This window comes from Variovorax atrisoli 110B, assembly GCF_000382045.1.
GTDB classification, from domain to species: domain Bacteria; phylum Pseudomonadota; class Gammaproteobacteria; order Burkholderiales; family Burkholderiaceae_C; genus Variovorax; species Variovorax atrisoli.
Map to the genome: position 1 here is coordinate 1527423 of NZ_KB907450.1, position 26226 is coordinate 1553648.

The following is a 26226-nucleotide window of genomic DNA, read 5'->3' on the forward strand; positions in this document are numbered from 1 at the left end:
CTCCACGCACTTCGTGTCGCTTCTCCCACCCCCTACCGGGTGCAACACCTGCGGCTCGGCAAAGCCGGTTCCGCGGTGTTCCCCGAAAAAACACAAGCGCTGCGTCTCCTCATTCGCCTCGTCCTTTAACTACGCTCCATGTCTCCAGTGAACCTGATCGAAGCGCGCGGCGTCTCGAAGATCTACCCAAGCAAGGACGGCCCCGTCGAGTCGCTCAAGCCGCTCGACTTCGCCATCAAGGAAGGCGAGTTCGTCTCCGTCGTCGGCCCTTCGGGCTGCGGCAAGAGCACGCTGCTCAAGATGGTGGCGGGCCTGCTGCCCATCAGCGGCGGCAGCCTCACGCTGGCAGGCCACCCGATCAAGGGCCCGCAGAAGGACGTGGGCATCGTGTTCCAGAGCGCGGTGCTGCTGCCCTGGCGCAGCGTGGAAGACAACATCCTGCTGCAGGCCGAGATGCGCCACCTTCCGTCGGAGGCATCGCGCGCCCGTGCCCGCGAGCTGATGGAGATGGCGGGCCTGAAGGGCTTCGAGAAGAAGTACCCCTGGCAGCTGTCGGGCGGCATGCAGCAGCGCGCATCGATCTGCCGCGCCCTGCTGCACGACCCGTCGGTGCTGCTGATGGACGAGCCCTTCGGCGCACTCGACGCGATGACGCGCGAGAAGATGAACCTGGAGCTGCAGCGCATCTGGATGACGTCGAAGAAGACGGTGCTGCTCATCACCCACAGCATTCCCGAAGCAATCTTCCTGTCGGACCGGGTGATGGTGATGAGCGAACGCCCCGGCTCCATTGCGGCCGTCTACGACATCGACCTGCCGCGCCCGCGCACGCTGGACGTGATGGCCTCGGCCGAGTTCGGCGCCTACACGAAGCTGGTGCGCGCGCATTTCTACTCGCAGGGCATCCTGGACCACTGAAGAGCAGATGCAGGCCATGGACGCGATCCGCTTTCACGTCGAGGAGATCCGCTTCGCCGAGCGCAACGTGGCGCTGCGGCTGCCGTTCCGCTTCGGCGCCGCCACCGTCACGGCCTGCCCGCAGGTCTACGTGAAGGCGCGCATCCGCTTCGCCGACGGCCGCACGGCCGAGGGCTGCGCTGCGGAGATGATGATTCCGAAGTGGTTCGACAAGAACCCGGCGCTCACCAACGAGCAGAACTTCGAACAGCTGCGCTTCGCCCTGCGCGATGCGCGCGAGGCCTACACCGCCGAGCCCGATGCGCAGACCGCGTGGACGCATTTCGCCTCCAACTACGCAGCGCTGCAGTCGCGCGCCAGGGCCAAGGGGCTGCAGCCGCTGGTGGCCAGCTACGGGCCCGCGCTGATCGACCGCGCCCTGCTCGATGCGCTGTGCCTGCACAGCGGCACGAGCTTCGCGGTGGCGATGAGCGCCAACCTGTGCGGCCTCGACATCGCCGGCAGCGGCCTGGTCGACGACCTCGCGGGCTTCGACATGCCGGCCTTCCTGGCGAAGCAGTCACCGCGAAACAGCATCGCCGCACGCCACACGGTCGGGCTGGCGGACGCCATCGACGAGTACGACGCCTCGCCAGATGCACCCACCGACGGCCTGCCCACGACGCTGCAGGCCGCAGTACGGCGCTACGGCCACACCCACTTCAAGCTCAAGCTGTGCGGCAACACCGCGCAGGACATCGACCGGCTCCAGCGCATCGCCCGCGTGATCGACGGCCAGGCGCAACTGGTCACGCTCGACGGCAACGAGCAGTACGCGGACGCCGACGACTTCGCCACCTTTCTCGACCGCATGCTCTCCACGCCAACGCTGTGGAAGCTCGCGCAGAAGACGGTCTTCGTCGAACAGCCGATCCGGCGCGACGCGGCGCTGCAGCGCGACGTGTCGGCATTGGGCAAGCGCATTCCGCTGCTCATCGACGAATCGGACGCCACGCTCGACGCCTTCGTGCAGGCCCGCGCGCTGGGCTACACCGGCGTGTCGAGCAAGAGCTGCAAGGGCTTCTACAAATCGGTGATCAATGCCGCGCGCTGCGCGCAATGGAACGCTGAGCTGGAGAAGCCGCGCTACTTTCTCTCGGGCGAGGACCTGACCATGCAGGCCGGCATCGGCGTGCAGCAGGACCTGGCGCTCGTCGCCTGGCTCGGCCTCTCGCACGTGGAGCGCAACGGCCACCACTACGTCAACGGTCTCGCGGCGGCGCCCGAGGCCGAACAGCTGGCGCTGCTGCGCGCCCACCCGGGTCTCTACGAAACCAGCGACGGCGCAGTGCGCCTCGCCATCCGCGAAGGGCAGCTCGACCTGTCCTCGCTCAACGCCGAGCCCGGCTTCGCCACCGGCAAGCCAGGCGCCGGCATCTCGTGGGACGCGATGCGTTCCGTCTACTGAAGCGCGCGTCCAGCCCGCACCAATCTCTCGCACCCAAGGAAGAAAACGATGGCCACCCAACGTCTAGGAATCATCATGCACGGCGTCACCGGGCGCATGGGCATGAACCAGCACCTGATCCGCTCGATCTGCGCCATCCGCGCCCAGGGCGGCGTCACGCTGTCGAACGGCGACAAGGTCATGCCCGACCCGATCCTCATCGGCCGCAACGCCGAGAAGATGGAAGCGCTGGCCAAGGCGCACAACATCCCGCGCTGGGGCACCGACCTCGACAAGGCGCTGGAGAACAAGGACGACACCATCTTCTTCGACGCCGGCACCACGCAGATGCGCCCCGCCCTGCTGGCCAAGGCCATCCGCGCCGGCAAGCATGTGTATTGCGAGAAGCCCATCGCCACCAACCTCAACGAGGCCGTCGAGATCGCCCGCCTGGCAGAGGAAGCCACGAAGACCAAGGGCCTGAAGCACGGCGCCGTGCAGGACAAGCTCTTCCTGCCCGGCCTGCGCAAGCTCGACATGCTGCGCCGCGCCGGCTTCTTCGGCCGCATGCTGAGCGTGCGCCTGGAGTTCGGCTACTGGGTGTTCGAGGGCGACCTGCAGCCCATCCAGCGTCCGAGCTGGAACTACCGCAAGGAAGACGGCGGCGGGATGATCCTGGACATGATGTGCCACTGGCGCTACGTGCTGGACAACCTGTTCGGCGAAGTGAAGTCGGTGAGCTGCCTGGGCACCACCCACATCCCCAGGCGCTGGGACGAGGCCGGCAAGCCCTACGAGGCCACCGCCGACGACGCGGCGTATGCCACCTGCGAACTCACCGGCCACAACGGCGAGCCGGTCATCGCGCAGATCAACATGAGCTGGGTCACGCGCGTTCGCCGCGACGACCTCGTGACCTTCCACGTCGACGGCACCGATGGCTCGGCGGTGGCAGGCCTGTCGAGCTGCCGCGCCCAGTCGCGCGTGGCCACGCCGCGCCCGGTGTGGAACCCCGACGAGAAGCAGACCATGAACTTCTTCGACCAGTGGCAGGAGATTCCGGACTCGCAGGTCTACGACAACGGCTTCAAGATCCAGTGGGAGCACTTCATCCGCCACGTGGTGGAAGACGCCCCCTACAAGTGGACGCTGCCCGAAGGCGCCAAGGGCGTGCAGCTGGTCGAGGCCGCGCTCGAGTCGTGGAAAGACCGCCGCTGGGTCGACGTGCCCGCGCTGAAGGTCTGACGAGGTTCGCGGCATGGCTCTCTCGCTGAACCTTCCTACCGCGGGCGGCACGCTCGCGCCCTACGCGCTGCGCGGCACTGCACCGGTGAAGCCCGATGCGGGCGTCAATTTCAACCGCATCGCCTACTCGGCCGCCCACGTGGTGGCCGATCCGATGGCGGCCGTCGACCCATGGCTGCAGTGCGCAGTGGACTGGGAAACCACCATTGCCTACCGCCGCCACCTGTTCTCGCTCGGCCTGGGCGTGGCCGAGGCCATGGACACCGCGCAGCGCGGCATGGGCCTGGACTGGCCGACCTCGCTGGAGCTGATCCGCCGCTCGCTCGATGCCGCGAAGGACGTGCCCGGCGCGCTGGTCGCCTCGGGCTGCGGCACCGACCACCTGGACATCGACAGCGTGAAGAGCGTCGACGACGTTATCCGCGGCTACGAGGAACAGATGGCCGCCATCGAGGCGCTGGGCGGCAAGCTGATCGTGATGGCCAGCCGCGCGCTGGCCCGCGTGGCGAAGAGCCCCGCCGACTACGAGCGCGTGTACGACCGCATCCTGAGCCAGGCGAAGCAGCCGGTGGTGCTGCACTGGCTGGGCGACATGTTCGACCCGGCGCTCGCAGGCTACTGGGGCACGAAGGACGTCGATGCCGCGATGGACACGGCGCTGGGCATCATCGCCGCGCATCCCGACAAGGTGGACGGCATCAAGATCTCCCTGCTCGACAAGGACAAGGAGATCGCGATGCGCCGCCGCCTTCCGCCGGGCGTGCGCATGTACACGGGCGACGACTTCAACTACGCCGAGCTGATCGCGGGCGACGGCGTCGGCAGCGAACCCACGCACGGCAAGAGCGACGCGCTGCTGGGCATCTTCGACGCGATCGCGCCGGCGGCCAGCGCAGCCCTGGGTGCACTGGCGCAAGGCAACGAAAAGAAGTTCCACGACATCCTCGGCCCCACGGTGCCGCTGTCGCGCCACATCTTTGCCGCGCCCACGCGTTTCTACAAGACCGGCGTGGTGTTCATGGCCTGGCTCAACGGCCACCAGAAGCACTTCACGATGGTCGGAGGCCAGCAGAGCACGCGCTCGCTGCAGCACTTTGCCGAACTGTTCAGGCTGGCCGATGCGGCCAACCTGCTGGAGCAGCCCGAGCTGGCGGTGCGGCGCATGAAGACCCTGCTGGCCCTGCACGGCGTGGAAGGCTGAAGACGAGCATGCGCGATTTCTCGCAGAACCACGACTGGCTCTCGATCAACACCGCCACGGTGCGCAAGCAGTCGGGCGCCGAGGTGCCGCTGGACCGCATCATCGACCAGTGCGCCGAACGCGGCATCCGCGCGATCAGCCCCTGGCGCGACCAGATGGCGGCTGTCGGCCTCGACAAGATTGCGAAGCAGCTGAAGGCGCACGGCATCGGTCTCTCTGGCTACTGCCGCGGCGGCTTCTTCCCCGCGCCCGACGCGGCCGGCCTGAAGGCCGCGCTCGACGACAACCGCCGCGCCATCGACGAGGCCAAGACGCTCGACGCCCCCTGCCTCGTGCTGGTCGTCGGCGCCCTGCCCGGCGCGCTCGACGGCAAGGCCGCCTACAAGGACATCGGCCGCGCGCGCAGCGAAGTGCGCGACGGCATCGCCGCATCGCTCGAATACGCCCGCGAGGTCGGCATGCCGCTCGCCATCGAGCCCCTGCACCCGATGCAGGCGGCCGACCGTGCCTGCATCAACACGCTCGAACACGCGCTCGACCTGTGCGACGAGCTCGATGCGGGCAGGAGCGGCATGCTCGGCGTGGCTCTCGACATCTACCACGTGTGGTGGGACCCGAAACTGCAGCAGCAGATCGCCCGCGCCGGCCGCGAGCGCCTGCTGGCGTATCACGTCTGCGACTGGCTCACGCCTACGCGCGATCTGCTGAGTGACCGCGGGATGATGGGAGATGGCGTGGTCGAGCTGAAGAAGATACGCGGGTGGGTCGAGGATGCAGGCTTCGCTGGTTTCAGCGAAGTGGAGATTTTTTCGAACCTCGACTGGTGGCAGCGGCCTGGCGCGGAGACGCTGGACGTCTGCATCGAGCGGCACAAGCAGGCTGTCTAAAACTGCTCTGTGCTCGCGTTGTTCGGGGCGAGTGCACAGGCCACGGGGTACTCGCCTCTGCGAATGTCCCCCGGGCTTCGCGCTCGTCCTTTACTTCGCCGCGGGTATCGCTGCGCGACGTTTCGATCTCGCGCGCGTCAACTACCAATGCGACTGACCGCTCATGCCCGTGTTTGCTGATACCAGGCTTTGCGCCAGTCGCTGCGAATGGCCGAACTGAGCGACTATGCCCGGCGCATCGTGGCTTCGGCGCATCTTTGACCCTGCCACCAAGTGCAGCAGTTGCAGCAGTTGCAGCAGTTGCAGCAGTTGCAGCAGTTGCAGCAGTTGCAGCAGTTTTCTTGCTGCACCAGGGCTACTGCTTCACTCATGTTCTGGCAGATGGCACCTTCGATAGCTCAGCAATCCAGCGGATCGAGCGGATCGAGCCGTTAGTCGCACCGTATTCAGGCCATCGACCGAAAACCTCCAATCACCGCATGGTCAGGTCCAGACCGATCCAATTGCAAAACTCAAAGGTGAGGAAGAGCACGAGGAACGCAGAAGCGATGAACGCCGAGCCCACCTTGATGGATGTCAGGACCACTGCAGCTGTCTTTTGATTCTTGTACTTCTGTCCCCGTTCGTAATGCCACTTGACGGCCAAATACATGCCCACGCTGAGCACGAGAACCTTGAAAATAACAAAGGAGATAGGGATTGAATTCATGATTGAAAAGACATCAGGTGACAGACCGAGAAATGCCCGAGTGCGGCGAGCAGCTCAATAGACCGATGAAGAAACGGAAAGATTAATTAATTGGTTGATTAATCAATCCAACGAAACGGTAGCGGTCAGCTGAATGGGCGTCTGCAAGACGCGTCGAAAGGCGGAGCAGTCCGCCTGCACACAGAAGCACTCTCATCGTGCTGTCGAGTGTTCATCTTCCAGGCTGATACGTACAGAACCAGATCGGCTGAAAATCTCCGTATCAGATGCAAGGAGATCGGTAGTCGCGTCGGGTAGGCACACGTCTGATACGACAATCTCGGGAGCGGTCCAGAACGCCCGTATCAGAAAGAGATGCCCATGAACCGCTACGAGAAGCTTGCCGACAACATCGCCCAGCGTATTCGCGCGGGCAGCCTGAAGGCGAACGATCGCCTTCCCTCCGTGCGCGAACTGAAGTCGCAAATGGGCATCAGCGCGTCCACCGTGTTCTCTGCCTACTACCTGCTGGAGGCGCAGGGGCTTGTCGAAGCGCGGCAGCGGTCGGGATACTTCGTTCGAGCGGGGGCGGAAATGCCGACCAGTGAACTCGCCGCCACCGAGCCTGTCCTCCGGTCCATGCCGGTCGACGTCTCGTCGCTTGTCTTTCAGGTCCTTGCGCAGGCTCGCGAGCGCGACATGGTCCCGCTGGGCTCGGCCTTTCCGTCGCCAGAGCTGTTTCCCTTCGAACAACTTGCCGCCGGCCTGACGCGAGCGCTCAAGCGGATGGATCCCTGGCAGACCGTCGAAGATCTGTCACCAGGAAACGCCCAATTACGCCATCAGATCTCCCTGCGTTACGGCAGCGTCGGAATGGATGTTCCTGCGTCCGAACTGGTCATCACCAGCGGGGCGATGGAGGCCCTCAATCTTGCACTCGAATCGGTGACGCAGCCGGGCGACGTCGTGGCGATCGAAACGCCAACCTTCTATGGTGCATTGCAGGCACTGGAGCGGCGCGGCCTTCGCGCGGTCGAGGTCGAGACCCACCCGCGTACAGGCGTAGATCTCAGCTCTCTTGCTCGCGTGATCGACCAGCATCCGGTGAAGGCCTGCTGGTTCATGCCGACCTTCCAGAATCCAATGGGCTGCACCATGAGCGACGCAGCCAAGGAACAACTGGTCAGCATGCTCGCCGCCCGCGCCATACCGCTGATCGAAGACGACGTGTATGGCGAACTCGCGCATGGGGCTCGGAGACCCCCGCCAGCCAAGGCCTGGGACCGGGATGGCTGGGTGCTGCACTGCAGTTCCTTCTCGAAATCCCTGGCACCTGGATATCGCATCGGTTGGGTAGCGGGCGGTCGCTTTGCAGCCACTTTGGGTCGGAACAAGTTGATGAGCTCGCTGGCGACGGCACTCCCCTCGCAACTGGCGTTGCAGGAGTACCTCCAACACAGGAGTTTTGATCGTCACCTGCGCGCCCTGCGGCATTCGCTCAGCCGCCAGCAGGCTGCATGCTTGCGACTCATCGAACGATACTTTCCGGCTGGAACGCGGGTCACGCGCCCCGAGGGTGGCTACTTCCTGTGGCTCGCGCTGCCAGAAGGCGTCGACTCGCTCGCACTGCACCAGGACGCTCTTCAACTCGGCATAGGCGTAGCGCCGGGCCATCTGTTTTCAGCCGACCGCCGATACACCCGGCACCTGCGCATCAACTACGGGCATCTCGGCGACCCGCGCTTGGAAGGGGCTATAAGAAATCTTGGAGAACTCGCCAACGCGCAGTTGAAATCTACAACCGGAAAATCGGGGCCGATCTTCGAGGAACGGTCGTCGAGACCCTAGTTGGCGTCAATGCAGGCCGAGGTGCGCTGCCTTCGACTGACTCTCAACTTCACGCGCGCCGCTTCTGCCCAGTCGTCGGCGCTTCGCCGCAAGATGGCACGAAGGCCTGAAGCGGTAGCCCCGACTTCCTGGCGACATGATCGGGGGCGTCGTGAACGACTGCGGCTTGCACGTTGCCGAGTGGCCGGTCGAGATTCGCGCGCCGCGCAGGAGTGAGGCAGATGACCGTCAGGCACTACCTGCGCGAAGGCCTGCTGTCGCCGCGCACAGGGCCGGCCGGTGGGTCTCGGCCTTGCCTGGAGTTCACCGAATCCGACCTGCGCCTGCTCTCGGCCATTCGGGCGGGCCAGGCTCTGGGCCTCTCACTCCAGGAAGCCTTCACGCAGGCCGCGAAATCCGCGGCCCGCAGACCGACCGCTAACCGCCGGTCTCGGGCGCCGCACGCCGCGCCTTCTCGCTCATCTGAAACAACTCCCCCGCCTTGCGCGCCATCTCGGCCGCAAGCCAAAGCAGATTGTTCAGTTGCCGAGGCCCATCCCCGCTGCACCAGTCGATCTCTTCGCCGTGGCAGACCCACAGGAGGGCTTCGAGCTGAGCGAGGGTGTTTTCAAGAAGATCCGCCGGATCTTGTTGGGCGGTTTCTGCGGAAGCTACCGGCGTGCGAGGCCGGGCTATAGTCTTGGTAGCCATTTTTGTGCGGGTCCTTCCAAGGTGTGTGCACGAACTTGGTTAGACGGCTGGGGTGCTGCGAACACCCTGGCCGTCGCCTTTTGATACCTCGCATCTGCATCAGTGCTTTCGCACCGACGACCTGCCGCGAGGCAAGCAGCCTTCGAAGATCTGGATGACTTGAGCGGGTGACGCCTTTCTGATCCCCTTGGTGGGGTGTCGAGTGACAGGGGCATTCACTCTAGAGAAGAACCCGGCAAAGCAGCCGCTGCTGCAGCACGAAGTCGCACAGACTGCCAACAAATGCAGATTCAGCAATGCGCCGTGCGTGAACCTCTTGAACTCACGCCGCAGCAGCGCTGAACGCTCACGCCGATGGGGTGCCTTGCGCAGCGAAATAAAGGAGGAGGCCGAAGGCCGGGGGACATTCGCGGAGCAAGGTACCCCGTCGGCGTGAGCGCGCCCTGAACGACGAGGAACACACAACCCAGCAGAGCAAAGCGAAAGTCCGCCGCCTGTGCTGCAATCCTCCGATGCCTGCCCCGACCCTCGACGACCTGCGCCGCTACGCAGTGGCGCGCACCCTCTTCAAACCCACGACATTGCCCGCCGCGATCCGCCGGCTCGGCTTCGTGCAGGCCGATCCGATCCGCGCCCCGGCGCGCGCGCAAGACCTGACGCTGCGCCACCGCGTGAAGGACTACCGCGCGGGCGATCTCGAAAGCCGCTACACACGCCTCGCGATCGAGGAAGACTGCCTCGTCAACTACGGCTTCCTGCCGCGAGAGCATCTGGCGCTGATGCATCCGCGCGAGGCCAAGCGCGCATGGGACGCCGACACCCGGCGCAAGGCGGCCGACGTGCTCGCCTACGTGAAGGAGCACGGCCCGGTGCACCCGCGGCAGGTCGAGCAGCACTTCGCGCACGGCCGCGTCAAGAACTACTGGGGCGGCTCCAGCAACGCGACCACGCACCTGCTCGACGGCATGCACTACCGCGGCATGCTGCGCGTGGTGCGGCGCGACAGCGGCACGCGCGTCTACGAGGCGGTGACGCACGTACCCGCGGACGACAGCCCTGCCGGGCGCGCTCGCCGCGCGGCGGCGCTCATCGAACTGGTGGTGCGCAAGTACGCGCCGCTGCCCGCATCGAGCCTCACGTACCTCGTGCGCCTGCTCGGCTACGGCGCGCCGCATCTCTCGGCGCAGACGCAGGCGGCGCTGCGCATCGCGCGCGAGGAACTCGCCAGCTGCAGCATCGAGGGCACCACCTGGTTCTGGCCCGCCGACGAGAACCCGGCCTCGCGCCGCCACGCACCCGACGAGGCGGTGCGCCTGCTCGCGCCCTTCGACCCTGTCGTGTGGGACCGCCGCCGTTTCGAGCTGCTCTGGGGCTGGACCTACAAGTTCGAGGCCTACACGCCAGCGCCGAAGCGCCAGTTCGGCTACTACGCGCTGCCGATGCTGTGGCACGACCGCGTGATCGGCTGGGCCAACCTGAGCGCGCCGGAAGGAAAGCTGCAGCCGGCCTTCGGCTTCGCCGACAGGAAGCCGCGCGATGCGGCCTTCCGCGCGGCGCTCGACGAAGAACTGCAGCGCATGACGCGGTTTCTGGCCGGGCGTTGATGTCTTTCTTCCTATAATCCGGCCGCTCAGCCAGCCGCCCGCAACGGGCGTGCAAGCCGTCTTCGAAGGAACGAAGACCGCAGCCGAAAAAGCTGCCCGCGACGACGCAACAAGAACCCACAAAACCCACCGGCCGCCAGCCCGAAGCGAGCCGCCGGTTTGCGCTCGTCCGAACCGAATGGATCAGAGACGAGAAGCCATGGCGCGCCCGCATCCGGCGCGCGCCGCAGCCACTCCCCCCAAACGCAGGACACAGGAGAAGCTGCACATGACATCGAAGAAGCATCGGCGCCCGGCTTGGCGCCCCAACCCGCAAATTTCACATGCCCGCCGCGCCACGCTCGCGGCGACCGCCATGGCGCTGGGCGCCGCCGTGCCGGCCTACGCCCAGGAAAAGGACGAATCCGCCGAGACCCGCAAGGCCCTGCCCACGATCACCGTGACGGGCGACGCAGTCGAAAGCGCCACCGGCCCGGTGACCGGCTTCGTCGCCAGGCGCGGCGGCACCGCCACCAAGACCGACACGCCGCTGATCGAGACGCCGCAGGCCATCTCGGTGGTCACGCGCGACCAGATGGAGGCGCAGAGCGCGCTCACGCTGCGCGAGACCACCAACTACACGGCCGGCGTGGTGTCGAGCTACTTCGACAGCCGCGTCGACTCCTTCAAGGTGCGCGGCGGCGAGGCCATCCAGTACCTCGACGGGCTGCAGCGAAGCTACGGCACCTACAACACCACGCGCGCCGATCCGTACACGCTGGAGCGGGTCGAGCTGCTGCGCGGGCCCTCTTCCGTGCTCTACGGCCAGGGGGGCATCGGCGGCGTGCTGAACCTGGTGTCGAAGCGCCCGCAGGCCGAGCTGCAGCGCGAAGTGCAGGTGCAGCTGGGCAGCCACAACCGCAAGCAGGTCGCGGCCGATTTCACCGGGCCGCTGGACACCGAGGGCAAGTGGCTCTATCGCCTGGTGGCCGTCAACCGCGACAGCGGCACGCAGGTCGACCACGTGCCCGACGACCGCATCCTGCTCGCGCCCTCGCTCACCTGGCGCCCGAACGCCGACACCTCGCTCACGCTGCAGGCGCTCTACCAGAAGGACAAGAGCGGCTCGCTGATCGGATTCTTCCCGTGGCAGGGCACGCTGCTGCCGTCGCTCTACGGCCAGATTCCCACCTCGACCTTCACCGGCGAGCCGGGCTTCGACCGCTACGACACGCGCAACACCTCGCTGGGCTACCTGTTCAGCCATCGCTTCAACGACACCTGGACCTTCAGGCAGAACCTGCGCTCGACCGAGAGCAAGGTGGTCTACAACACCTCGTACACCAGCTTCACCGCCAACAGGCTCACCGGCCGCCCGGCGCGCCCGGTGTTCAACGCCGACCAGCGCACCATCGAGCGCGACCTGGTGGTGCAGCTCAACGGCGGCAAGATGCTGCTGCTCGACAACCAGGCAGAGGCCCACTTCAAGACCGGCGCAGCCGAGCACACGCTGCTCGTCGGCGCGGACTTCCAGCGCAACGAGACCTCGCAGCTCACGGGCCGCGGCCGCGCCGGCGCGCTCGACGTGTATGCGCCGGTGTACGGCAACTACACGCCGCCCGCATTCCTCACGCGGCAGCCCGCTGTGGTGCAGAAGCAGGCCGGCATCTACGTGCAGGATCAGGTCAAGTACGGCCGCTGGGTCGGCCTGCTGGGCCTGCGCCACGACAAGGCCACCACCGACACCGAAGGCCGCCCCGCCGTGGCGGTCGACGACAAGGCGACCACCAAGCGCGCCGGCCTCGTCTACCTGGCCGACGGCGGCTGGGCTCCGTACCTGAGCTATGCGGAATCGTTCCTGCCGCTGGGCGGCGCGGACGTGAACAACACGCCCTTCAAGCCCCAGCGCGGCAAGCAGTGGGAAGCCGGCGTGAAGTGGGAGCCCGAAGGCCAGCGCACCTCGTTCATGGCGGCGGTGTACGACCTGCGCGACACCAACCGCAAGACCACCGACCCGACCAACCCTCTCAACAGCATCCAGCTCGGCGAGGTGCACGTGAAGGGGCTGGAGCTCGAATACAAGGGCAGCATCGGCCGCGACTGGGACTGGGTCGCCTCCTACGCCTACACCGACGCGCGCGTCTCGCGCAGCAACGGCACCGACCTGGGCAAGCGCATCTCGGGCGTGCCGAAGCACACGGCCTCGGCCTGGCTGATGCGGCGCTTCTCCATCGGCGGCGTGCCCGGCTTCTCGCTGGGCGGCGGCGTGCGCTACATCGGCAAGTCGTGGGATGGCATGGACGCCAACCCGGTGCCCTCGGTCACCCTGCTGGACGCGATGTTCGCCTGGGACAACGGCCCGCTGCGCCTGTCGCTCAACGTGGGCAACCTGACCGACAAGGTGCAGCTGACCACCTGCCTGGCGCGCGGCGACTGTTTCTACGGCCAGCGCCGTACCGTGACTGCGGCGGCCACGTATCGCTTCTGAAGAAAATCCCCGCCTGGGCGAAGGTCTGGCGCGGGGGCGACAGGCTCCCTCCGGGGCCGACACCTAGAATCGGCCCCGCTGTCCGGCTCGCCGGGCGGCAAGCGTTCTCAGGGCGGGGTGAAATTCCCCACCGGCGGTGATGGCGGTGTCTTCCGAAAGGAAAAGCCGCACAAGCCCGCGAGCGCCCGGAGCTTGCAACGAGCTTCGGGGTCAGCAGATTTCGGTGCGATTCCGAAGCCGACGGTCACAGTCCGGATGAAAGAGAGCGCGAAATGCGGGCCTGCCCGTGCGTCCGGCTTCGGCCCGCGCGCGAGCTGCCTTGCGGTTTCGTGCGCCCTGATTCAGGAAACCTGCTTTCTCAGAGGCACACCATGAGTCAGATCAACGACCTTCCCCTTTCCGCCGTCACCGCGTCGGGTTCGCCACGCGGCACGCGCATCGCCTTCGTCGAGGCGCAGTGGCATTCCGACATCGTCCACCAGGCGCGCGACGCCTTCCTCGAGGAGATGGAGCGCCTGGGCGTGGCGCGCGATCTCATCGACATCTTCGACGTGCCGGGCGCCTTCGAGATCCCGCTGCACGCCAAGCGCCTCGCCAACTCCGGCAAGTACGCAGCCATCATCGGCTGCGCGCTGGTGGTCGACGGCGGCATCTACCGCCACGAGTTCGTGGCGAACACGGTGGTCAGCACGCTGATGTCGCTGCAGCTGGAGACCGACGTGCCGATCTTCTCGGCCGTGCTCACGCCGCATCACTTCCACGAACACGTGGAGCACCGCAAGTACTTCCACCGCCACTTCGCGGTCAAGGGCACGGAAGTGGCCGAGGCCTGCGTGAAGACGCTCGAAGGGCTGAAGAAGGTGGACGCGCTCCTGGCCGCCTGACCTACGTGACAAGGCCGGCGGGCCTGCGTAACCTGCGCGGATGAGCAGCCCATCCGCCTCCGCACGCGAAGACCGCTACACCCTCTACGGCGCGCCCGGCTCGGGCGCCACGCCCATCCACGCCGCGCTCACGCTGATTGGCGCGCAGGTCGAGACCATCGACATCGCCCCCTGGGAGGGCGATGCCGAGCGCGAGCGCGTCGCCGGCGTCAACCCGATGCGGCAGGTGCCGGCGCTCGTGCTGCCGTCGGGCGAGGTGATGACCGAGAGCGCGGCCATCCTGATCTGGCTGGGCGACCGCTATCCCGAGGCGCAGCTCTGTCCCGCGCCCGACGACCCGCTGCGTGCGCGCTACCTGCGCTGGATGGTCTACCTGCCGGCCGCCATCTATTCGATGTTCTGGGTGCGCGACGAGCCTTCGCGCCTCGTGCCCGACCCGGCCGCGCAAGCCGCGATGCTCGAACGCACCGCCGAGCGCATCGCGCATTGCTGGCAGCTGATGGATTCGCAGATCGACGAGCCAGCGCCCTACCTGCTGGGCGAGAAGATCAGCATGCTCGACCTGTACGTGACCGTGGTGTCGCGCTGGACGCCGCGCCGCCGGCGCTTCTATCGCGTGGCGCCGCGCATGACGCAGGTGGTGCGCCGCGTGGATGCCGATCCGCGCCTGGCGGAGTTCTGGGCGGCGCGCTTCCCGTTCTCGATGGACGCGCAGGAAAGCTGAGCCCTCGGCCCCCGCCATCGGGTTTCCTATCATCGGCACCATGACCGCACGCACCCCGACCACCGCCTACCCGATGACGATCTACCACAAGCCCAACTGCAGCACGTCGCGCAACGTGCTGTCGTTGATCCGCGAAAGCGGCGTGGAGCCCGAGATCGTTCTCTATCTTGAAACACCGCCCTCGAAGAAGAAGCTGCGCGAGCTCTCGAAGGCCATGGGCATGGGCGCGCGCGATCTGCTGCGCACCAAGGAAGCGCCCTACGAGGAGCTGAACATCGCCGACCCGAAATGGACCGACGACCAGATCTTCGACTTCATCGTGGAGCACCCGATCCTGCTGCAGCGGCCCATCGTGGTGTCGCCTCGCGGCACGCTGATGTGCCGGCCGTGGGAGCGCGTGCGCGAGATCCTGCCGGCCTGAAGCCTCAGTTCGCGGGGTCCTGCGCGAGACCCCAGGCGACGTGCTCGCGCACCAGCTCGCTCGGGTGCTCGGCACGCGTCGCCAGCGCTTGCTTCGCACCGCCCTCGCCCGAACGCACCGCATTGCCCAGCGCCACCGCGATGTTGCGTAGCCAGCGTTCATGGCCGATGCGGCGGATCGGACTGCCTTCGGTGCGGCGAAGGAAGTCCTGCTCGGTCCATGCGAACAGATCGGCCAGGGTGCGGCCGGTGAGTTCCTGGCGCGCGTCGAAGTCGGGCAGCGTGCTCTTCTTCGCGAACTTGTTCCAGGGGCAGATCAGCTGGCAATCGTCGCAGCCGTAGATGCGGTTGGCCATCAGCGGGCGCAGCTCGAGCGGGATGGGCCCGCCATGCTCGATGGTGAGGTACGAGATGCAGCGGCGTGCGTCGAGCCGCTTCGGCGCGATGATGGCCTGCGTCGGGCACACGTCGATGCAGGCGCTGCAGCTGCCGCAGTGCGCGGTGACGGGCTCGCTCGGCGGCAACTCCATGTCGACGTAGATCTCGCCCAGGAAGAACATCGAGCCGGCGTCGCGGTCGAGCACCAGCGTGTGCTTCCCGCGCCAGCCCTGGCCGCTGCGCGAGGCCAGCTCGGCCTCGAGCACGGGGGCCGAGTCGGTGAAGGCGCGGTGCCCGAAGGGGCCGACCTCCTCGGCGATTTGCTCCGCCAGCTTCGCGAGCCGGTTGCGCACCACCTTGTGATAGTCGCGCCCTCGCGCATAGACCGAGACGATGGCCTCGCCGGGACGCTTGAGGCGGTCGAACTCGATGGCCTGCCACTCGGGCTCGGTGCTGCGCGGCAGGTAGTCCATGCGCGCGGTGATCACGCTCACCGTGCCCGGCACCAGCTCGGCCGGACGCGCGCGGCGCGCGCCGTGCGTTGCCATGTATTGCATCTCGCCATGGAACCCATGGGCCAGCCATTGCATCAGACCGGCCTCGGCGCTCGACAGATCGACGCCCGCGATTCCGATTTGGGAGAATCCGAGTTCCCTGGCCAAGGCCTGAATACGAACAACGAGTGGATGGCTGACGATCACTTGCCGATTGTAGAAACGCACAAGAGCACCCGCAGCCTGCGCTGGTGCAGCGAAGCCGACACCGAAGCATTCGCGCAGAAGCTGGCCTCGGCGCCCGCATTGAGCAATGCCTTCATCGAACTGCGTGGCGACCTCGGCGCCGGCAAGACCACTTTCGTACGCCACCTGCTTCGCGCCCTGGGCATCTCCGGACGCATCAAGAGCCCCACCTACGCGGTGGTCGAGCCCCACGAGGCGCCCGACGGGCTGCAGATCTTCCATTTCGACTTCTATCGCTTCGCCGATCCGCGCGAATGGGACGACGCCGGCTTCCGCGACATCTTCGCGGGACCGGGCCTCAAGCTGGCCGAATGGCCGGACAACGCCGCGGGCCGTACGCCAATTGCCGACCTCGCTATTAAAATAGAAGCAATGACTGACGACACACGCAGCGTGACCCTCCTGGCGAACACCGCTCGCGGCAGCGATCTGCTGGCGCGCATCGCCGCATGAAGGCGGCCGGCCTGAAACGGCGCGTGCTGCTGCAAGGCGGCAGCATCGCGCTGATGCTCGGCGTGCACCAGATCGCGCGCGGCGCCACCATCCTCGCCGTGCGCGTGTGGCCCGCCGCCGACTACACGCGCGTGACCATCGAGTCCGACGCACGCCTGAACTCGCAGCAGCTCGTGGTGGGCAGCCCGCCGCGGCTTGCGGTCGACATCGAGGGCATCGACCTCAACCCCGAACTGCGCGAGCTCGTCGGCAAGATCAAGCCCGGCGACCCGTACATCAATGGCCTGCGCGTCGGGCAGAACGCGCCGAAGGTGGTGCGCATCGTGTTCGACCTGAAGCAGGCCGTGGTGCCCCAGGTGTTCTCGCTCGCGCCCGTGGCCGCCTACAAGCACCGGCTGGTGCTCGACCTCTATCCCGAGCAGGCGATCGACCCGATGGAAGCGCTGATCGCCGAGCGCCTGCGCGATGCGCCGCGCAGCTCCGGTGGCGGCTCCGCGGTCGCCGTCGCGCCGCCGGCAACCGCGCCTGCGCCCGCCGCGGATCCACTCGGCGACCTGATGGCGCAGCAGTCGATGCGACCCGGTCCGCAATCGCCGCCGCCCGCATCAACGGCCGGCGGCGACAGGCCCTCGATGCCGCCGCCCCCGCCCGTGGTGGCGGCGGCGCCGCCCGCCAGGCCCCCTATGCCGTCCGCGCCGCCCGTGCCACCCCCGCCACCGGTGGCCGCCACGGCCAATCGCACCGACCGAATCATCATCGTGGCGCTCGACCCCGGCCATGGCGGCGAAGACCCCGGCGCCATCGGCCCCAACGGCACGCGCGAGAAAGACATCGTGCTGCAGGTGGCGCACCGCCTGCGCCAGCGCATCAACGCGAGCAGCGTGAACGGCAGCCCCATGCGCGCCTTCCTCACGCGCGACGCCGACTTCTTCGTGCCGCTGGGCGTGCGCGTGCAGAAGGCGCGGCGCGTGCAGGCCGACCTGTTCGTGAGCATCCACGCCGACGCCTTCACCACCCCCGCTGCGCGCGGCGCCAGCGTGTTCGCGCTGAGCCAGAGCGGTGCCTCCAGCAGCGCTGCGCGCTGGCTCGCCAACAAGGAGAACGACGCCGACCGCGTCGGCGGCGTGAACGTGGGCAACCACGAGGCCCAGGTGCAGCGCGCGCTGCTCGACATGAGCACCACCGCGCAGATCAACGACAGCCTCAAGCTCGGCGGCGCGATGCTCGGCGAGATCAAGGGTATCGGCGCGCGGCTGCACAAGGGCCAGGTCGAACAGGCCGGCTTCGCGGTGCTGAAGGCGCCCGACATTCCGAGCGTGCTGGTGGAGACCGCCTTCATCAGCAATCCGGAAGAAGAAGCCAACCTGCGCCGCGTCGACTACCAGGAGAACCTGGCCGATGCGCTGATGCGCGGCATCCAGCGCTACTTCGCGCAGAACCCGCCGCTGGCGCGCAGCCGGCAGCTCTAGCCGCCGGCCGGTTGTAGGGCCAAAGCATGCACTCCTGTCCCACGCGGTTCGCCCCGCGAGTCCGCACAGGCACGTGCGGCAGGTTCCTACACGGTGCCCAAGGGTGTTCTGGACATGATGAACCATCACTCATCGAAAGGTGGAAATCATGAAGACACGTCTCTGGATCGCTGCAGCCGCAGCCACTTCGGTCTTGACGATCGCGGGTTGCGCAAGCGGCCCCAATCAGAACCTCGGGACCGGGGTGGGCGCAGTGGGCGGCGCACTGGTTGGCAATGCCATCGGCGGCAATACCGCGAGCACCGTGGGCGGCGCGGCCATCGGCGGCATCATCGGCAACCAGGTCGGCCGCAACGCCGACGAACGCAACTATTACAACCAGCAACGCTATCCGCGCGGCAGTGGCTACTACCCGGGCAACGGCCCGAACTACTGATACACGGCCTGGGCAGCAGGCCTGAACTGAAAAGCGCGCCCGAGGGCGCGCTTTTTCATGGATGGATGGAAGGGATCGAAGATCAGGCTTGCGAAGCCTGCTGCGCCTCGCGCGCCTTCTCGGCCTTCGAGGCCTTCCACGCGCCATAGATGGCAAGGAGGCCCGGCACGAAGATCAGCGCCCAGATGATCTTGTCCAGATGCTGGCGCACGAACGGCAGGTTGCCGAAGAAGTAGCCGGCGGTGGCGATGCCCAGCACCCAGATCAATGCGCCCACCACGTTGAACATCGTGAACTTCGCGCGGCTCATCTCGGCCACGCCCGCCACGAAGGGCGCGAAGGTGCGGATGAAGGGCATGAAGCGCGCGAGGATGATGGTGATGCCGCCGTAGCGCTCGTAGAACGAATGGGCCTGGTCGAAGGCCTTGCGGTTGAAGAAGCGTGAGTTCTCCCACTGGAACACCTTCGGCCCGAAGTAGCGCCCGATGGAGTAGTTGCACTGGTCGCCCAGGATCGCGGCCGCGATCAAGATCCCGCAGGCCAGCGGATAGTTCATGAGCCCCGCGCCGCACAGCGCGCCTACGATGAAGAGCAGCGAGTCGCCGGGCAGGAACGGCATCACCACCGCGCCGGTTTCCACGAAGACGATGAGGAACAGCAAGGCGTAGACCCAGGGGCCGTAGGCGATGACGAAGGCCTCGAGGTGCTTGTCGACGTGAAGGATGAAGTCGACGAGAAAGCTGATGATTTCCATGGCCGCGGATTATCCTTGCTCGATCCCGACGCCCCCGTGAATCACCCCATGCTGCACATACGCGCCGCCACCGATGTCGACTGGCCCGCCATCTGGTCGGTCCTCGAGCCGACCTTCCGCCGCGGAGATACCTACACCTATCCCCCCGACGTGACCGAAGAGCAGGCACGCGAATCGTGGATGAAAGTGCGCACGGCGACTTTCGTCGCCTGCAACGACGAGGGCGCGGTGCTCGGCACCTACGTCATCCGGCCCAACCAGCCCGGCCAGGGCTCGCACGTAAGCAATTGCGGTTACGTGGTGTCCGATGCGGCGCGCGGCATGGGCGTGGCATCTGCCCTGTGCGAACACTCGCAGCAGGAGGCCCTGCGCATGGGCTTTCGTGCGATGCAGTTCAACTTCGTGGTGTCCACCAACGAAGGCGCGGTGCGGCTGTGGCGCAAGATGGGCTTCGATATCGTCGGCACGCTGCCTGGTGCCTTCAGGCATCCACGGCATGGCTTCGTGGATGCGTACGTGATGTTCAAGCAGCTGCAGCAGCCCTGAGCCGGCGCCCCGATGGCCCCGCTTTTAGAATGACCCGGTGAGCGCCCTCCCCACCTCCATCGCCCCCGCACAACGCCGCCCGATCCGCGAGCTTCCCGACGAGCTGATCAGCCAGATCGCCGCAGGTGAAGTCGTCGAACGTCCGGCTTCGGTGGTGCGCGAGTTGCTGGACAACGCGCTGGACGCGGGTGCCAGCCAGGTCACTGTGCGGCTGGCCTCGGGCGGCGTGCGGCTGATCTCCGTGGAAGACGACGGCCTGGGCATTCCGCGCGAGGAACTCACGGTGGCCCTGCGCCGCCATGCCACCAGCAAGATCGCCAGCCTCGACGACCTGGAGACGGTCGGCACGATGGGCTTTCGCGGCGAGGCGCTGGCGGCCATCAACGCCATTGCCGAGCTCAGCATTCTTTCGCGCTTCGCGGGCTCCGATTCCGCATTCGCGCTCGACGGGCGCACCGGCGAGCTGCGGCCTGTGGCCCGCTCCACCGGCACCACGGTCGAGGTGCGCGAGCTGTTCTTCGCGACCCCCGCGCGCCGCAAGTTCCTGAAAACCGATGCCACCGAGCTGGCCCATTGCATCGAGGCGGTGCGCCGCCACGCGCTGGCGCGGCCCGAGGTGGGCTTCTCGGTCTGGCACGACGGAAAGCTCATCGAGCAGTGGCGCGCCGCCGCCACGCGCGAGCAGCGGCTGGCCGATGCGCTGAGCGACGAGTTCGTGGCGCAGAGCGTGGCGGTCGAGCGCGAGGCCGGTCCGGTGCGCGTGGTCGGCCGAGCCGGCATTCCCGATGCGGCGCGCTCGCGGGGCGACCACCAGTTCTTCTACGTCAACGGGCGCTTCGTGCGCGACAAGGTGCTGTCGCACGCGGTGCGCAGCGCCTATGAGGACGTGCTGCACGGCCAGCGCCAGCCTGTGTATGCGCTGTACCTGGAAATCGATCCGTCGCGGGTCGACGTGAACGTGCACCCCACCAAGATCGAAGTGCGCTTCCGCGACGGGCGCGAGGTGCACCAGGCGGTGCGCCACGCCATCGAGGATGCGCTCGCGGCCCCCCGCGCCGGCGATGCCGTGGCGCCCACGGGCGCGCCGCAGCCCTTCTTCAAGCAGGCGCCGCTGCCGCCGAATGCCGGCTGGGCACAGCCGGCGATGGACTTCGCGCCGCGCGAACAGCGAGGCACCGGCGACTTCGAGGCCATGTGGCCCCAGCGCAGCAGCAACGATCAGGCCCCGCTGCATGCGGCGGAACCCGCCGCCGCGCCTCCCTGGCCCGCAGCGAGCGCGTCCGCTGCGAGTTTCCAGGCGCCGGCCGCGCTGCCCCCTGGCGCGGGCCGCCCCCAGTCCATCGCCAACAACGACGAAGCCTGGCCGCTGGGCCGGGCGCTGGCCCAGCTGCAGGGTGTGTACATCCTGGCCGAGAACAGCCAGGGCCTGGTGATCGTCGACATGCACGCGGCGCACGAGCGCATCGTCTACGAGCGGCTCAAGACGCAGCTCGACGGCGCGGCGATCAGCAGCCAGCCGCTGCTGATCCCGGCCACCTTCGCGGCCACGCCGCAGGAAGTGGCCACGGCCGAGGCCTGCGCCGAGGTGCTGCCGACGCTGGGGCTCGAGATCACGCCCTTCTCGGCACGCACGCTGGCGGTGCGCGCCGTGCCCGGAACGCTGGCCGATGGCGATCCGGTGGAGCTCGCGCGCAGCGTGCTGGCAGAACTGGGCCAGCACGACGCCAGCACCGTGGTGCAGCGCGCCCAGAACGAACTGCTGTCCACCATGGCCTGCCATGGCGCGGTGAGGGCCAACCGCAAGCTCACCATCGACGAAATGAATGCACTGCTGCGCCAGATGGAGGCGACCGAGCGCTCCGACCAGTGCAACCACGGCCGGCCGACCTGGCGCCAGCTTTCGATCCGCGAGCTGGATTCGCTCTTCATGCGTGGCCGATAAGCGGCAAAACGCGGCCGATCTGCGGCTTTCGGACATCTTTAAGCCTTTTTTCTAGGGTTTTCCGCAGTCGGCGAAATCCCAGGCACATCCGTTGCATGTGCTCGGTAAAGTGCCCGCGAGCACTGTTTCAGGGAGTTACCTCGATGCTGTGTCGGCGCATCAAGGTGAAAGCACGTGAACTTTCGAGCCGACTCCGCTGTCCCTCAAACCCATGATGAAACGCTGGACCCTCCTCGCGTCTGTCCTCTCGCTGTGTGCCCTGCTCGCCGCCGGCTGCTCGACGCTCGACGAACAGCAGCGCGAATGGATCTTCCAGCCCAGCGACCGCAGCTGGGGCAACACCGCCGCCATGGCCCAGGGCATGGAGGACGTGTGGATCGACTTCCAGTCCTCCATCACCGGCGAACCCGTCCGCCTGCATGGCCTGTGGCTCGGCGGCGCGCCCGAAACCACCGCCACCCCGGTGCTGCTGTACCTGCACGGCGCCCGTTACAACGTGGCCGGCTCCGCACCGCGCATCCAGCGCATGCATGAACTGGGCTTCTCGGTGCTGGCCATCGATTACCGCGGTTTCGGGAAGAGCTCCAAGGGCCTGCCTTCTGAGGAAACGGCCCGCGAGGACGCCCGCGCCGCCTGGACCTGGCTGGCCGCGCGCCACCCGAAGCAGCACCGTTACATCTTCGGCCATTCGCTCGGCGGCGCCATCGGCATCGACCTGGCCTCGCACGTGAACGACGAGAGCGGCACCATCGTCGAAAGCACGTTCACCTCCATCGCCGACGTGGTCAGCGGCTTCAAGTGGGGCTGGCTGCCCTTCGGCCCCTTCATCACGCAGCGCTTCGAGGCGATCAAGGCGGTCAAGGACATCGGCGCGCCGCTGCTGGTGGTGCACGGCACTGCCGACAGCCTGATCAACCCGACCCTGGGCCGCAAGCTGTACGACGCGGCCACCGTGCCGAAGATGTTCGTGCTGGTCGAGGGCGGTTCCCACCACAACACCAACTCGGTCGGCGAGGCGCAGTACCGGGCGGCGCTGACCCAGCTTTTCCGCATGAAGCCGGAGAACATGGTCGCGAGCAACGCCACCGTCCGGCCGACGCCGCGGCTCGCGCCGCCCACATCTTCCTCCCCGCTCACTCCGCAGGACGTGAGCGGCAAGCTGCAGCCGACGGTGCCTGCCGCGATCTGAGGGCGCTCGCTCAAGCGGCTCGCGCCATTTGGGCCCGGCGGGCTGCCGGGCTCGCGCCATTTGCTACGCTCGGCGCACCATGTCTCCCAGTTCCGTTGCGGCCGCAAAGGCCGCCACCGCGGCCTCGCCCGACGCCGTTCCTCGCTCGAATCCCCCGCGCTACGTCGCACTCGCAGGCCCGACCGCCTCGGGCAAGACAGCCGCCGCCCTGGCGCTCGCGCGCCTGCTGCCGGTGGAGATCGTCTCGGTCGATTCGGCGCTGGTCTATCGCGGCATGGACATCGGCACCGCCAAGCCCACGCCGGCCGAACAGGCCGCCGTACCGCACCACCTGATCGACATCCTCGATCCGCGCGAGAGCTACAGCGCCGCCGCCTTCGTGGCCGATGCGACGCGGCTCATCGACGAGATCCGCTCGCGCGGCGCGCTGCCGCTGCTGGTGGGCGGCACCATGCTGTATTTCAAGGCGCTGTTCGACGGCATCGACGCCATGCCGGCAGCCGATGCCGCCGTGCGCGCGCGCATCGATGCCGACGCGGCGGCGCTGGGCTGGCCCGCCATGCATGCGCGGCTCGCGCAGGTCGATCCGGTCACCGCCGCGCGGCTCGCGCCGCAGGACAGCCAGCGGATCCAGCGCGCGCTCGAGGTGTGGGAGAGCAGCGGCCAGCCGCTGTCGAGCTTCCATGCGAGCGACAACAAGACTGCCGCCCCGGTCGAAGGCGGCATGCTGTTCTCGCTCGAACCCGCCGATCGCGCCTGGCTGCACGGGCGCATTGCCGAGCGCTTCGACGCCATGCTCGCAGCCGGCTTTCTCGACGAAGTGCGCGCCCTGCGCGCGCGCGGCGACCTGTCGACCGACCTGCCTTCGATGCGCTGCGTCGGCTACCGGCAGGCCTGGGAAACGCTCGACGCGGCCGGCAGCGCCGCGCCCGATGCCAAGGCCATGGCCGACCTGCGCGAGCGGGGCATCGCCGCCACGCGCCAGCTCGCCAAGCGGCAGATCACCTGGCTGCGCAGCATGCCGCAGCGCACCGTGATCGCCTGCGACGCCCCCGATGCGGTGCAGACCGCCGTTCAACTCATGGCAAAGGCCGTCGCCCTCCGATGACGCTGCGCATTTCCAACCTCGGCAAGCACTACGGTGATGCGCCTGTCTTCGAGAACGTGACGCTCACCGTCGAGCCCGGCGAGTTCGTCGCCATCGTGGGCGAATCGGGCGTCGGCAAGTCCACGCTGCTCAACTGCATGGCCGGCCTCGACAGTTGGGACCAGGGCACGGTGATGCACGACGGCATCGACATCGGCGCACTCGATGGCGAGGCCTGCGCGCTCTGGCGGCGCCGCCACGTCGGCTTCGTGTTCCAGGCCTTCCACGTGCTTCCGCACCTCGACGTGGCGCAGAACGTGGCGCTGCCGCTGATGCTGCTGGGGCAGCAGAAGGACAGCGAAGGCCGCATCGTACACATGCTCGAGGCAGTGGGCCTGCCCGGCATGGGCACGCGGCTGCCGCAGACGCTCTCGGGCGGGCAGCTGCAGCGCGTGGCCATCGCGCGCGCACTGGTGCACCGCCCCGCCCTGCTGCTGGCCGACGAGCCCACGGGCAACCTCGACCCCACCACCGCCGCGAAGGTGATGGAACTGCTCATCGGCCAGACCCGCGAGCACGGCGCCTCGCTGGTGCTGGTGACGCACTCCGAAAGCGCGGCTGCGCAGGCCGACCGGCTGCTGCACTTGCGAGCCGACGGCATCGCGGCCTGAAATTCATCTCCTGCGGTGGAAAAAGTTGGCAGAAAAGCGGCCCGGCTTCACGTCCCGCGCAAAAGGCACGGCAGGCGCAAATAGGATGCACAACCCATAGCCAGGACACCTGCGAACACACCGATGCCTTGATTCCACAGGGCTGGTGGTCCCGCGTGCTCAGCCAATCGAAAAACGGCTTTGCAATGCAATCAGGGAGGACCATCCAATGTTCGACAGAAGAAATTTCGTTCTGGGCGCCATCGCTTCATCGGCACTGGCAGCCTGCGGCGGGGGCGGCAGCGACAGCGCCGCCAATCCGTGTTCGTCGGCGCCGATCGCCTGCCGCGGCATCGGCGGCAGCAACCTCGGCGCCAGCGTCAACCGCTACCGGCAGACCAATCTGCTGGCCAGCCACTCGCGCTACGGCGCCCACTTCACGGAGCCGGAGTTCGTCAACGGCTGGGGAATCGCCATCCGTCCGGCGGGCGCGGGCGGTCATTTCTGGGTCGCCGGAGGCGGCACGTCCTGGCAGTACCTCGGTGACGTGATGCGCTCGGCCGATCCGGCGTTGCGTACGCTGAAGCAGGACGGCTTGCGCAAGGTGAGCGTGCCCGGCGCCGACGCTTCCACCGGCGATGCGAGCGCGGGCAAGGTCACCGGCGTCGTGTTCAACGGCGCGGCCCTTACCTCGGAGCTGCTGCGGGTGTGGGGCCAGCCCGCCGGCGACCGCATGCTCGACGGCAGCGCACGCTTCGTCTTCGTCACCGACAGCGGCAGCGTGAGCGCCTGGACCGAGCGCGATGCCGAGACCGGCACCATCGTGCGCGTGGACGGCCCGGCCGTCGAAGTCTTCAACGGTGCCGCACAGGGCATGGCGTTCTTCGGCGCGGCCATCCATACCGGCCACTGGGACCGCCTCTGGCTGGCCGACTTCGGCGCCCAGCCGCAGATACGCACGCTCGATGCGCAATGGCAGCTCGTGCCCACGAGGGGCTTCGCCAATCCTTTCGCGAGCGGCCCCGCCGGCACGGCACGGCCCGGCGACCCGGTGCCTTTCAACATCCAGGTGGTGAACGACGGCAGGCAGGACCGGGTCTTCGTGCTCTACGCGATCAGCCAGCCCGATCCGGCCAATGCGGACGCGTTCCTTGCAGGTGAAGAACAAAGCCTGGACGCCGCGGCAGAAGCCGCTTCGGGCAACCGGCCCGCGCGGGGCAGGCTGGCCGAATTCGACCTGGACGGCAGGCTGCTGCGCATCTACGCGGACGATGGGCGGCTCAATGCCCCCTGGGGCGTGGCGATCGCACCGGCCGACTTCGGTGCAATGTCGGGCCGGCTGCTGGTCGGCAATTTCGGCGGCGCGGGCCGCATCTGCGCTTTCGACCTGGACAACGGGCAATACCTGGACGATCTGCGCGACGGCCAAGACCGCCCGTTGGCCATCGCAGGCCTGTGGGGCCTGCAGTTCGGCAACGGAGTGGCCCTGGGCGACAGCAACGCGCTCTACTTCGCGGCCGGCCCCGAGGACGAGACCGAAGGGCTCTTCGGCTCGCTGCGCGCGGCCTGAGCGCAGAGCC

At 67.4% G+C, this 26226-nt stretch carries 24 protein-coding genes, 1 pseudogene and 1 riboswitch; of the genes and pseudogenes, 21 read left to right on the forward strand and 4 right to left on the reverse strand.

The annotated features are described in order from the left end of the window. Positions 1-138 precede the first annotated feature (138 nt). Genes G369_RS0107280 through G369_RS0107300 form a run of 5 tightly spaced genes read left to right on the forward strand, consistent with a single transcriptional unit; the run spans position 139 to position 5677 of the window. A complete protein-coding gene (locus tag G369_RS0107280) occupies positions 139-918 on the forward strand; it encodes an ABC transporter ATP-binding protein (RefSeq protein WP_019653327.1) in 780 nt (259 codons plus the stop codon). A 7-nt stretch (positions 919-925) separates the two neighbouring features. Continuing rightward, the gene (locus tag G369_RS0107285; RefSeq protein ID WP_019653328.1) at positions 926-2365 is read left to right on the forward strand and encodes an enolase C-terminal domain-like protein; all 1440 of its coding nucleotides are present in this window, start codon (positions 926-928) and stop codon (positions 2363-2365) included. A 48-nt stretch (positions 2366-2413) separates the two neighbouring features. Continuing rightward, the gene (locus G369_RS0107290; protein WP_019653329.1) at positions 2414-3589 is read left to right on the forward strand and encodes a Gfo/Idh/MocA family protein; all 1176 of its coding nucleotides are present in this window, start codon (positions 2414-2416) and stop codon (positions 3587-3589) included. A gap of 13 nt (positions 3590-3602) precedes the next feature. Next, the gene (locus tag G369_RS0107295) at positions 3603-4790 is read left to right on the forward strand and encodes a dihydrodipicolinate synthase family protein (protein WP_019653330.1); all 1188 of its coding nucleotides are present in this window, start codon (positions 3603-3605) and stop codon (positions 4788-4790) included. Between the two features lie 8 nt (positions 4791-4798). Then, complete coding sequence (locus tag G369_RS0107300; protein WP_019653331.1) at positions 4799-5677, forward strand: sugar phosphate isomerase/epimerase family protein; 879 nt, start codon at positions 4799-4801, stop codon at positions 5675-5677. 472 nt (positions 5678-6149) lie between these two features. Here the strand turns inward: G369_RS0107300 and G369_RS0107310 are convergent, their stop codons facing one another. Further along, a complete protein-coding gene (locus tag G369_RS0107310) occupies positions 6150-6386 on the reverse strand; it encodes a hypothetical protein (protein ID WP_019653333.1) in 237 nt (78 codons plus the stop codon). A 360-nt stretch (positions 6387-6746) separates the two neighbouring features. Between G369_RS0107310 and G369_RS0107315 the strand changes: the two genes are divergently transcribed. Further along, on the forward strand, positions 6747-8213 hold the full coding sequence (locus G369_RS0107315) for an aminotransferase-like domain-containing protein (protein ID WP_020722981.1): 1467 nt from the start codon (positions 6747-6749) through the stop codon (positions 8211-8213). Positions 8214-8386: 173 nt separating this feature from the next. Further along, a pseudogene (locus G369_RS39820) lies at positions 8387-8578 on the forward strand (MerR family transcriptional regulator); the annotation flags it as partial. 52 nt (positions 8579-8630) lie between these two features. On the opposite strand, the gene G369_RS0107320 reads toward G369_RS39820, so the two are convergent. Next, positions 8631-8903: a hypothetical protein gene (locus tag G369_RS0107320; RefSeq protein WP_019653335.1), complete on the reverse strand. Its 273-nt coding sequence runs from the start codon at positions 8901-8903 to the stop codon at positions 8631-8633. Between the two features lie 512 nt (positions 8904-9415). Here G369_RS0107320 and G369_RS0107325 point away from each other — a divergent pair. The 5 genes from G369_RS0107325 (at position 9416) to arsC (ending at position 15003) form a co-directional block, all read left to right on the forward strand. Next, positions 9416-10507 carry a DNA glycosylase AlkZ-like family protein gene (locus G369_RS0107325; RefSeq protein ID WP_019653336.1) on the forward strand — a complete coding sequence of 364 codons (1092 nt, stop codon included), beginning with the start codon at positions 9416-9418 and terminating at the stop codon, positions 10505-10507. Positions 10508-10775: 268 nt separating this feature from the next. Next, a complete protein-coding gene (locus G369_RS0107330) occupies positions 10776-12974 on the forward strand; it encodes a TonB-dependent siderophore receptor (RefSeq protein ID WP_020722982.1) in 2199 nt (732 codons plus the stop codon). A 99-nt stretch (positions 12975-13073) separates the two neighbouring features. Continuing rightward, positions 13074-13245: riboswitch (FMN riboswitch) on the forward strand. A 100-nt stretch (positions 13246-13345) separates the two neighbouring features. Then, positions 13346-13858 (forward strand): 6,7-dimethyl-8-ribityllumazine synthase, encoded by a 513-nt coding sequence (locus G369_RS0107335; RefSeq protein WP_019653338.1) that lies wholly within the window; start codon positions 13346-13348, stop codon positions 13856-13858. Positions 13859-13898: 40 nt separating this feature from the next. Continuing rightward, positions 13899-14582 carry a glutathione S-transferase family protein gene (locus tag G369_RS0107340; RefSeq protein ID WP_019653339.1) on the forward strand — a complete coding sequence of 228 codons (684 nt, stop codon included), beginning with the start codon at positions 13899-13901 and terminating at the stop codon, positions 14580-14582. A gap of 40 nt (positions 14583-14622) precedes the next feature. Then, a complete protein-coding gene (gene arsC / locus G369_RS0107345) occupies positions 14623-15003 on the forward strand; it encodes an arsenate reductase (glutaredoxin) (RefSeq protein ID WP_019653340.1) in 381 nt (126 codons plus the stop codon). A gap of 4 nt (positions 15004-15007) precedes the next feature. On the opposite strand, the gene queG is transcribed toward arsC, so the two are convergent. Then, a complete protein-coding gene (queG, locus tag G369_RS0107350) occupies positions 15008-16081 on the reverse strand; it encodes a tRNA epoxyqueuosine(34) reductase QueG (protein ID WP_019653341.1) in 1074 nt (357 codons plus the stop codon). Between queG and tsaE the strand changes: the two genes are divergently transcribed. From tsaE to G369_RS0107365, 3 genes are all read left to right on the forward strand, one after another. After that, complete coding sequence (tsaE, locus tag G369_RS0107355; protein WP_038114167.1) at positions 16067-16573, forward strand: tRNA (adenosine(37)-N6)-threonylcarbamoyltransferase complex ATPase subunit type 1 TsaE; 507 nt, start codon at positions 16067-16069, stop codon at positions 16571-16573. The genes queG and tsaE overlap by 15 nt on opposite strands. After that, complete coding sequence (locus tag G369_RS0107360) at positions 16570-18042, forward strand: N-acetylmuramoyl-L-alanine amidase (RefSeq protein ID WP_019653343.1); 1473 nt, start codon at positions 16570-16572, stop codon at positions 18040-18042. The genes tsaE and G369_RS0107360 overlap by 4 nt, the downstream gene beginning before the upstream one ends. Before the next feature lie 148 nt (positions 18043-18190). Then, the gene (locus G369_RS0107365) at positions 18191-18478 is read left to right on the forward strand and encodes a YMGG-like glycine zipper-containing protein (RefSeq protein WP_020722983.1); all 288 of its coding nucleotides are present in this window, start codon (positions 18191-18193) and stop codon (positions 18476-18478) included. A gap of 82 nt (positions 18479-18560) precedes the next feature. Here the strand turns inward: G369_RS0107365 and G369_RS0107370 are convergent, their stop codons facing one another. Then, entirely contained in the window at positions 18561-19232 is a 672-nt protein-coding gene (locus tag G369_RS0107370) for a DedA family protein (RefSeq protein WP_019653345.1), read from the reverse strand. Between the two features lie 48 nt (positions 19233-19280). Between G369_RS0107370 and G369_RS0107375 the strand changes: the two genes are divergently transcribed. The 6 genes from G369_RS0107375 to G369_RS0107400 all read left to right on the forward strand — a co-directional run bounded on the left by G369_RS0107375 (position 19281) and on the right by G369_RS0107400 (position 26216). Continuing rightward, positions 19281-19778 carry a GNAT family N-acetyltransferase gene (locus tag G369_RS0107375; RefSeq protein ID WP_019653346.1) on the forward strand — a complete coding sequence of 166 codons (498 nt, stop codon included), beginning with the start codon at positions 19281-19283 and terminating at the stop codon, positions 19776-19778. Between the two features lie 37 nt (positions 19779-19815). Then, positions 19816-21720, forward strand: a complete 1905-nt coding sequence (gene mutL / locus G369_RS0107380; RefSeq protein ID WP_019653347.1) for a DNA mismatch repair endonuclease MutL — start codon at positions 19816-19818, stop codon at positions 21718-21720. 214 nt (positions 21721-21934) lie between these two features. Further along, positions 21935-22909 (forward strand): alpha/beta hydrolase, encoded by a 975-nt coding sequence (locus G369_RS0107385; protein ID WP_026346256.1) that lies wholly within the window; start codon positions 21935-21937, stop codon positions 22907-22909. Positions 22910-22988: 79 nt separating this feature from the next. Then, positions 22989-24017 carry a tRNA (adenosine(37)-N6)-dimethylallyltransferase MiaA gene (miaA, locus tag G369_RS0107390; RefSeq protein WP_019653349.1) on the forward strand — a complete coding sequence of 343 codons (1029 nt, stop codon included), beginning with the start codon at positions 22989-22991 and terminating at the stop codon, positions 24015-24017. After that, positions 24014-24667: an ABC transporter ATP-binding protein gene (locus G369_RS0107395; RefSeq protein ID WP_019653350.1), complete on the forward strand. Its 654-nt coding sequence runs from the start codon at positions 24014-24016 to the stop codon at positions 24665-24667. Before miaA ends, G369_RS0107395 begins: the two co-directional genes overlap by 4 nt. Positions 24668-24875: 208 nt before the next feature. Beyond that, positions 24876-26216 carry a TIGR03118 family protein gene (locus G369_RS0107400; protein ID WP_026346257.1) on the forward strand — a complete coding sequence of 447 codons (1341 nt, stop codon included), beginning with the start codon at positions 24876-24878 and terminating at the stop codon, positions 26214-26216. Positions 26217-26226 lie beyond the last annotated feature (10 nt).